Below are 3,638 nucleotides of genomic sequence, written 5' to 3' on the forward strand. Positions count from 1 at the left end.
CCGAAACGAAAACTCATCGCCAGGAACTGCTCAAGCGGACAACGCAGATTCGAGCATCGGCCAGGAACGAACGAGTTCGTCGCGCCAGTACGGCCAACCGTGCGTCCCCACCGGCTGAGCGCTGCGGGTGACATCGACTCCGCGATCACGCAACACCTGAGTGATCTGGTCGGTGCACAGGTTCGATCCCAGTTCCATGACCCCGCCAACGACCAATACCCGGCCCAGGGCAGGAGTATCGAGAGTTTCGTGCGGACCTGGTAGTCCCGATCCCGAGGCGAGATACACCTTGGTGCCGCGCAGCTTGTCGGCATTGGCGAAGATGTCGTGCTCTTGCCAAGCCTCACTGCCGGCCGGACCCCACATCTGCTCCGAACGGGCATTTCCGTTGATCACCACAAGATCGGTCAACGCCTTGCCGAATCCCCCGACAGTTGTGTAGCAGCCGCTGTAGCCGGCGACCGCGTCGTACAACCCGGCTGAGCGCTGGGCCAGAATCAGCGCGGCTTCTGCGCCCATCGAAATCCCGCCGATTGCGTTGTGCCCGTTGGTGGCGAACCTCGTGTCGATCAGTGGGGGAAGCTCTTTCGCCAGGAACGTCTCCCACTTCAGACGACCGAATTTCGGGTGGTCTTCCTGCCAATCGGTGTACATGGTGCCGGTTCCACCGATGGGGAGTACGACGTTCACGTTTTTGTCGGCAAAGAACGGGACGATATCGCCGTTAGCCGGAGCCAGCCAGTTGTTCTCTTCGATCTGCCCGGAATTGCCGTCCAGGAGATACAGCGTCCCGCGCGGTTCCGAGCGGTCGGCAGGAAGCAGCACTTTCACCTGCATGGTGCGCCCCATGGCGGGACTCGCGACGTCGAGAAGAACCAAGCGCGAAGACAGTTCGGTGACACTCGTTATCTTCGGGGTCTCGTCGGCGAGCGCGGTCGAGGGCAACGCAAGTAGTGAAATCAAGGCGAGCGCGCCGACGAGAACGACGCTTCGAAGGCTTGCTCGATGGGGCCTCACACGCCGAGCGACGCGGCGATCATCGGCCACGAGTCGTGTAAGTCGTCTTCCCAGTATCCCCATGAATGCGTTCCTGCCGGCTTGAAGTTGTAGCGAATGTTGTTCATACCCAATGCGTTCGTCCTGTCCGCAAGCTGGGTGGTGCAGTAGTGAGTTGCCGCCTCGATTCCGCCACCGAGAACAAGTTGCAACGCCAAATCTGTGACGTCGTTGTCGATCCGCGGATCGGCAAGTGTGTCGTACGGACCCGGAATTCCGGTTGCTGTTGTGATGTACATAGGGACTCGAGGTAGCTTGTCCGCGTTGACAACCGGATCGTGAGCCGGCCAACCCGGACCATGGTACGGACCCCACATGTTTTCCGCGTCACCCCCACCCACGGCGCCCACGAGTTTCACGAAGTTCTGCCCGATGCCCGGACTCGTCATCGCGCACCCGCTGAAGGACCCGACACTGTTGTACAGCGCGGGCGCCGCCATAGCCAGATCCAGTACCGACGTGCCTGCCATCGACAGGCCTGCCAGTGCGTTCTCGCCGGTCGTCGCGAACATTGAATCAATGACTGGCGGTAGTTCTTCCGTCAGGAACGTGGTCCACATGTTGACCCCGTTGTTGTTGCCGGATTTCGCGAGGCCGGGGTCCGGCCGCTCCCAATCGGTGTAATAGCTGAATGCTCCACCGAGAGGCGTGACCACGTTGACGTGCTTGTCCGCGAAGAACTTCGGTGCGTCGGTCCGCACCGACCACGTCGCGTCGTCTTTTCCTCCGTCTACTCCGTTGAGTAGGTAGAGCGTCGGAGCAGGCGTCGAAGTATCAGCCGGCCGCAAGACCTGCAACGGAATGTCGCGCCCCATCGACTGTGAGTACACCGAGATGTCGACCAGCCTGCTGTCCGCCGACTGAGCGTGACCCGGTGCGGTGAGGAGCTGGAGCCCACACACTGCCGTGGCCAACGCCACGAAGACACGGAAAACCGTTCGTAACGCACGAGTCTCGATCATCCGGGTCACTCTCTTCCGCAGCGGAACCTTTCGAACGGTACCGCCTGAAACAGGCAAACCCGACGTGATCGGAAATACTCGATCCGGTCGACACGGAAAGGCTCACGCACCGAGTGCGTGAGCCTTTCTCGTCAGACGACGCTTACTTGGGCGTAACCGTGCCGCCGCTGAGCGTGGTCAGTGCGTCGACGAGACGCTGACCGAGGTTGTTGACGCTTCCGATGGCTTCACCGAGAGATCCCATGAGTTTCCTCCTGCAGTTTGTCGAAATTGAAGTAACTACACCCGGAGCGGGCGTGGCAATGTCGCGCTGAATTAGGGGGTGGGGTCCTTGGAGATGGTCTCTACCGATCCCATGAAGGTCTTGAGCAGACCGTCAGCGCTGAACAGTGATCCCAGGCCCTGAACAACAGCGCCGAGAATTCCTTCCATTGAACCCATGTGAATCTCCTTGAGAGGTCAGAGGTCAGCTGCCAAAAGCACCCGACAGTGCTGTGACAGCTGCGTCACATCTGTAATGTATCCGTGACGTGGGTAACAGTAATCATACGAACGACCAGTTGGCAAAGGATTCCGACAATGGGGTCATTATTTCGACTAATAAGGTCTGCTACTGAAAAAATTCCGGCCAATCGGTCGAATTTGACCAATTCTGTCGCCGCATTGATCAACCGCCCCAAATCCTGCGGTTACCCACCAGTAAACTGAAATCATGTCTAGCGCAACCTCACTCACGCAGGTAGCTAATTTCCGGTGGCACCGCCATCAACTCGACCGAGCGGTTGTCGGTGACGCCGATCACAGCGATTGCAGCATTCTCGATCTCGGGATTCAGAACACCGGACCTGACGGAGCCGCCTGGGCCCTGCGGATCCGCGGCGTCCGCGTCGACGCCACTGAGCTCGCTCTTGCCTGGACGTTGCGCGGAGCCCCCCACTATTACCGTCGGGGCGACCTGCCTGCCGTCGCCGCCGCCACGTCGCCGTTCAGCGAAGCCGATGCAGCCAAGCGCATTTACGACGCGAATCGGCCCCTGAAGGCCGCCGGCATCCCGACGCTGACTGCCCTGCAAACAGTTGCTGCTGCGATGCGGGACATCGTCTCGAAACCAACCGTCAAGGGCGAGATGTCCGCGCAGTTGACCAACCGAGTGACCGAGCCCTATCTGAGATTCTGCCGCCCGTGCAACGCCACTCATCTGTACGAGATGCCGTTCCGGCTCGCGGCACTGCAGGCAGGCCTCGAGCTACAGCCGGACACATCTCCCCCAGTGCTCGAACGCATTCCGGGTTGGCGCCGACGCCCATTCAGCGCCACGGGCGCAGACGCAGATTCCCGCTTCGACGTGATCCGGGGTTATCTGCGGTTCTACGGCCCCGCGACTCCTGCTCACGTCGCGTCGTTTCTCGATGCTCCGGTCAGGGACGTCAAAGCCCACTGGCCAGTCGATGCCGAGGAGATCGAGGTGAACGGCGAGAAGCGGTGGATTCTCGAACAGGACCGCGAAGACTTGTTCGGCTCCCCCACCGATTCGAGTACGCGCTTGCTCGGGCCTTTCGATCCGTATGTACAGCTCAAGGATCGGGAGACCCTGGTTCCCGATCCGACCGCCCAGAAGAC

4 protein-coding genes are annotated in these 3,638 nt (G+C 60.5%); 1 reads left to right on the forward strand and 3 read right to left on the reverse strand.

The window, feature by feature from the left end:
- Positions 1–30: 30 nt before the first annotated feature.
- The 3 genes from A2J01_RS20820 to A2J01_RS37240 form a co-directional block, all read right to left on the reverse strand.
- Entirely contained in the window at positions 31–1,017 is a 987-nt protein-coding gene (locus A2J01_RS20820; RefSeq protein ID WP_231915858.1) for an alpha/beta hydrolase, read from the reverse strand.
- Positions 1,014–2,018, reverse strand: coding sequence for an alpha/beta hydrolase (locus tag A2J01_RS20825; RefSeq protein WP_064113479.1), 1,005 nt, complete (start codon positions 2,016–2,018; stop codon positions 1,014–1,016). The genes A2J01_RS20820 and A2J01_RS20825 overlap by 4 nt, the downstream gene beginning before the upstream one ends.
- 315 nt (positions 2,019–2,333) lie before the next feature.
- Positions 2,334–2,459 (reverse strand): hypothetical protein, encoded by a 126-nt coding sequence (locus tag A2J01_RS37240; RefSeq protein WP_019744544.1) that lies wholly within the window; start codon positions 2,457–2,459, stop codon positions 2,334–2,336.
- Between the two features lie 271 nt (positions 2,460–2,730).
- Here A2J01_RS37240 and A2J01_RS20830 point away from each other — a divergent pair.
- A partial coding sequence (locus tag A2J01_RS20830) for a DNA glycosylase AlkZ-like family protein (RefSeq protein WP_064113480.1) occupies positions 2,731–3,638 on the forward strand: 908 nt, incomplete at its 3' end.

This window comes from Rhodococcus sp. EPR-134 (genome assembly GCF_001647205.1).
Taxonomy (GTDB): domain Bacteria; phylum Actinomycetota; class Actinomycetes; order Mycobacteriales; family Mycobacteriaceae; genus Rhodococcus_F; species Rhodococcus_F qingshengii.

What these genes read in the sequence shown, in the direction of transcription:
- A2J01_RS20825 (WP_064113479.1), bottom strand. Translation starts at nt 2,018, where the DNA reads ATGATCGAGACTCGTGCGTTACGAACGGTTTTCCGTGTCTTCGTGGCG.
- A2J01_RS37240 (WP_019744544.1), bottom strand. Translation starts at nt 2,459, where the DNA reads ATGGGTTCAATGGAAGGAATTCTCGGCGCTGTTGTTCAGGGCCTGGGA.